Below are 4,714 nucleotides of genomic sequence, written 5' to 3' on the forward strand. Positions count from 1 at the left end.
GAAAAACTGACTTACACGCCCACAGTGCATCGCGTACCACTTCTAATCTCCTGGCCAGGCACCATACCTGCAGGGCAAGTGCAGGATGACATCTGCGACAGTCTGGACATTGCACGAACACTCTTTTCTTTTGCCAGCATCGAGACACCTTCGCAATTCAAAGGCCGCGATCTTTTCACTGATCCACCACCCGATTGTATCTACTCTACAATCGGATATGGCCAGCCATTCAGCAAGATGGCACCCAACGGTGGCCGTGGCGACTGGTATGGTGATCGCGGTTGGCCACGGCGAAGCTGCATACGCACGAGCCAGTATCGCCTTGATAAAAATGTGTTGCTCAATGGCGAAAAACCGAAACCTGAAGATGAAGACATCTTCCTCGCAGATGTGTACGCTGATCCAGAAGAATTCACAAATATAGCACGAGATCCAGAATATGCAGATGTTGTCCACCAATTGTCTGATCAACTGGACAAACACACAGCAAATTCTGTGGAAGTAGATCCGTCCTGTTTGCAGCGATAAAAGATGCTGTGGAAAGAGAGCGAGAATGAAGCCTGAGAAATCATTCACCCCGGAACTTGAAATGGCCATCATCAAGCACCTCAATAGGAGGAGGAAATGGCGATGAAAACGAAACTCACAGGCGAAGACCTGGAGCACTTCCGCGAGAACGGTTACCTGGTGCTCCCACAGGCATTCAACGCCGAGGAAGTCGCTCGCATGCAACATGAAGCGGACCGGATACTCGAGCTCATCATCAACTCTTCCCTGGCCAACGGGCGAAAAAGCGGGCGACTCGATATTCTGCAGACATCTACCGGGCCGATGGTGCGCAAGATCCAGCCCATTAACGACCTGTCGCTGTTCCTGGCCGGAGTGTCTGCCGACGAACGACTCATCGGACCCATGCGTCAACTCATGGGTGACGAGCCGATTCTCATGGAGGAGAAACTGAACTACAAAGAGCCGCTGGCCGAAGCGATAGAGGGCATCCCATTGGTCGATCGCGAAGACCGGTTTCCGGTTCACAACGATTGGGCGTATTATCTGGCGCAGGATTACCCGCAAGAGATCATCTCTTCGGCCGTGACCATGGATCCATACGACGAATCGTCCGGACCGCTCCATGTCTGGCCGGGGAGTCACAAACAGCACCTGGAACATCACCGACCGCCCAACAAAAGGGGGTGGGAAGTGCTACCGGATTTGATCGATTTCGATGGGGGAATCGACCTGTTGGCGCCGCCCGGCTCCGTCATGCTCTTCCATTCGGTGCTGATCCACAACTCCAGGCCGAATATTTCCGGTCGTCCGCGGAGGCTCATGATCTACAGCCATTACCCCAGGCAAAGCAACATCGGGCACGATGTGAGAAACGGGCCCAGCAGGCTCAGGGAATCGCCCTACGAGTGGGAGTATCAGCGGGCGAAGGACCGCGGTGAATTCGAGGATGTGTTCCGGGCGCCAGTGTTTTCCTGATTCCTCACTCGCTGAGTTCATTTCATTACCTTTTAACACTGGAGATTTTAATGGCAAAAATTGTAATCATTGGTGCTGGCAGTGGATTTGGAAGCCGACTGTCCCTCGATATTTTATCTCGTGAATTATTAAACGATTCCACAATCGCACTCTGTGATATCAACGAAGAGCGATTGACTCAGGTGCACGATTACGTGAACCGCGCCATTGATGGCCATGGGCTCCCTGGCAAATGCATCGCCAGCACGGATCGCGAAGAATTATTGCCCGGCGCAGATTTTGTCGTCACTGCCGTATCCATTGGAGGCGCAGCCTACTGGGGCGAACCTTACGCATCTGAAATCAACATCCCCAAAAAATACGGCATTAACCAAACTGTCGCCGACACAGTAGGCGTAGGAGGTGTGTTCCGTTATCTTCGCACCGCACACGAGCACCTATCATTTTGCAAAAGCATGGAAAAACACTGCCCCGATGCACTCATGTTAAATTATACCAACCCCATGGCCATGCTCACCTGGATGCATTCTATCGGTTCATCCATCCAAAACGTCGGCCTCTGCCACAGCGTACAGGGCACAACAAAAAAACTGGCAAATAGCATTGACATTCCTTACGAAGATGTGAGTTACCTCGTTGCAGGGATTAACCACCAGGCCTGGATTCTAAAATTCAACAAAGACGGCGAAGACCTGTACCCGCGCATCTTCAAAGCCGTTGACACCCATCCCAGTTTCAAAGACGACCTGGTGCGGGTCGAGATGATGAAGCAATTTGGCTATTTTGTCACCGAAAGCACCCGACACAATTCAGAATACCTCCCCTACTTCCAGCGCACTCAGGAATTGCGGGACATCTACAACCTGCCAGAACGCGATCCCGTTTACATGGAATTGCCCGAAGGCCGCAAACGTTCCTGGATGAAAGACACAGGCATCACAGATGACGATACCGAAGCTGAAGTCCCAAAACTGCAAGCATCCCACGAATACGCTTCTTCAATCGTAGAAGCAAAAATCACAGGTGTCCCATTTGTCTTCAACGGCAACGTCATGAACAACGGATCTATCACCAATCTTCCCGACGAATGCTGTGTTGAAGTACCTTGCATGGTTGACAGAGAAGGCATTCATCCCTGTTACGTTGGTGAACTCCCACCTCAGTGCGCCGCATTAAACATGACCAACATCGCCGTACAAGAACTCTCCGTCAAAGCTGCAATGGAAAAAGATAAAGAAGCGGCATTCCATGCTTGCGCATTGGACCCACTCACGGCATCCGTCGTATCTTTACCCGACATCCGAAAAATGTTTGAAGAACTCTGGGAAGCAGAAGGCGATCGACTCAGTTATTTTGATGTCTGATAAGGAGCACGCATGACCGCACTCACATTCGAACGAGTAACTCCAGCCGACCAGAACCGATTTCGTCCACTCGTCGAAGCTTACTGGCTGGAGATCATGCCACATGCCGATACGGTATGTACATCTGATAGCCGGGATTCGTATTTCGCAGATCGATTTCCCCTTTCCAGCACCGAACCAGGGGTATTTTGGGGGCTAAGCGAAGGCTCCCCAGTGGGATTTATTTCATTTTCCATCTCTGGCACCAGAGCAGAAATAAACGACTTCTACGTTGTTCCTGCCAGGCGCAGGAGAGGCATTGGGACGTTCCTGGTAAAATCAGCCATAGAAATTACCGATAGCCTGGGAATTGATAGGATCGATTTAAATGTCCGACGGGACAATCCAGAAGCCTTGAAATTCTGGGAATCACAAGGATTTATGATTGGACACTACGAACTGATTCAATACCGGGATCCGAAAAAGCGAGTTGGATTTTTGGGAGCGCTTTCCTCTGATTTTGTGTAAAATGTCCAATCGAAACACGAAAGTGGCGTTAGATTACCCCATCACTCCACCCCCGCAAACCATGCACAATAATCACTAATAAGGAGAGTCGCAATGGAGACACATGTTCCACTCATCAGCACCCGGACAAAAGGCCCGTTGGGATTGGTTCACCTTCCGAGGCTATGGTTGAAAATGCGTCTGTCGGCAAAGGGCAAGTTGGCAGATGAATACAGAGCGGGTGAAGGCGGGTTCGATGGCCTGCTGCTCGAAGCTCTGGGAATTGATTCGACCGCTGCTGTCGCTTTCGTAAGTACGTCGCAGCCGAGCTACCTGGAATTCGAGGCTTGGGTAAAGGAAAATGCGAAACCGGAAAGCCTGACGCAGGAGGCGATTGACCAATTCAACGAACGCATCCTCTCGTTCCCCAAGCCAGAGCCTGGCCGAAGCGAAATGCTTGAGATCCTTGGGTTGCCCCAGTCTGACAAAGCGTGGCTCGGCACCGACCTCAACGATCTCGACGACTGGCACGGCTTTCATCTGGCGTTACTCAATGAGGAGTGAAGTGATCAAAGCCATCATCTGGGATATGGGTGGAGTACTGATAAAAGAAAACCTAACAGTGGACGACACTCAAATTCCTCAAATTGGTATGTCAATAGCTGAACTGGCCCAAATGGTATTCTATCACCCTCTAACGCCGAAACTTTTCGTGGGGGAAGAACATCCAGAAAAGTTATGGAAAGTTATTGGAGATGAACTGAATATATCAAATGATGAAGCACAGAAATTAGGTGCGGATTTCTGGGGCGAACCCATCTGGAATTATGATCTGTTAGACTATATTACCTCATTAAAAGGCAAATATAAACTCGGCGTACTCAGCGATGCTTGGATCACGACACGCAAAATTGTACAGGAAGAGATTCATGATGACCGTTTTGACGCGATAATGTTCTCTGCGGAAGAAGGTTTGCGCAAACCTGACCCAAAGATTTTTCAGCGTATGCTATCCCGTTTGGAAGTGACTGCTGAAGAAGCCATTTTTGTGGATGACAGAATTAACAATGTGCAAGGCGCAGAGCAAGTTAGCATACATGGTATTCACTATACGCCAGAAATCGATATCCAAGAACGAGTCAATCAAATTACGTCAAACGCAAAAACGAAGAACCCATCACCAAAGTAATGCAAGCACTAAAGGAATATGAGACTTCCTCTACATACCAACTCCTAAACGGCTGTGATTGTCTTTTTTAATTGATGAATTGTCTGATAGACTGCAAGCCCGTCAGCAACCCCAACAGTTAGCGAAAATCGCGGCAGTTAATCCTCTTTGGCAGGTCCCCATGCCCCCATTGGCTTCCAGCTACTACCTG

The 4,714-nt window shown here is 49.8% G+C and carries 6 protein-coding genes; all 6 read left to right on the top strand.

Annotated elements, in window-relative coordinates; genetic code table 11:
• Positions 1–528: hypothetical protein (locus OXG87_22105; GenBank protein ID MCY3872250.1), on the top strand; the 528-nt coding region annotated here is incomplete at its 5' end.
• 96 nt (positions 529–624) lie between these two features.
• Complete coding sequence (locus tag OXG87_22110; GenBank protein MCY3872251.1) at positions 625–1,485, top strand: phytanoyl-CoA dioxygenase family protein; 861 nt, start codon at positions 625–627, stop codon at positions 1,483–1,485.
• Between the two features lie 50 nt (positions 1,486–1,535).
• A complete protein-coding gene (melA, locus tag OXG87_22115; protein MCY3872252.1) occupies positions 1,536–2,849 on the top strand; it encodes an alpha-galactosidase in 1,314 nt (437 codons plus the stop codon).
• A 12-nt stretch (positions 2,850–2,861) separates the two neighbouring features.
• Positions 2,862–3,356 carry a GNAT family N-acetyltransferase gene (locus tag OXG87_22120; protein ID MCY3872253.1) on the top strand — a complete coding sequence of 165 codons (495 nt, stop codon included), beginning with the start codon at positions 2,862–2,864 and terminating at the stop codon, positions 3,354–3,356.
• A gap of 93 nt (positions 3,357–3,449) precedes the next feature.
• On the top strand, positions 3,450–3,899 hold the full coding sequence (locus tag OXG87_22125) for a DUF5069 domain-containing protein (protein ID MCY3872254.1): 450 nt from the start codon (positions 3,450–3,452) through the stop codon (positions 3,897–3,899).
• 1 nt (position 3,900) lies between these two features.
• Entirely contained in the window at positions 3,901–4,524 is a 624-nt protein-coding gene (locus tag OXG87_22130) for an HAD family phosphatase (GenBank protein MCY3872255.1), read from the top strand.
• Positions 4,525–4,714 lie beyond the last annotated feature (190 nt).

The sequence above is a fragment of the Gemmatimonadota bacterium genome (genome assembly GCA_026706845.1).
Lineage (GTDB): Bacteria > Latescibacterota > UBA2968 > UBA2968 > UBA2968 > VXRD01.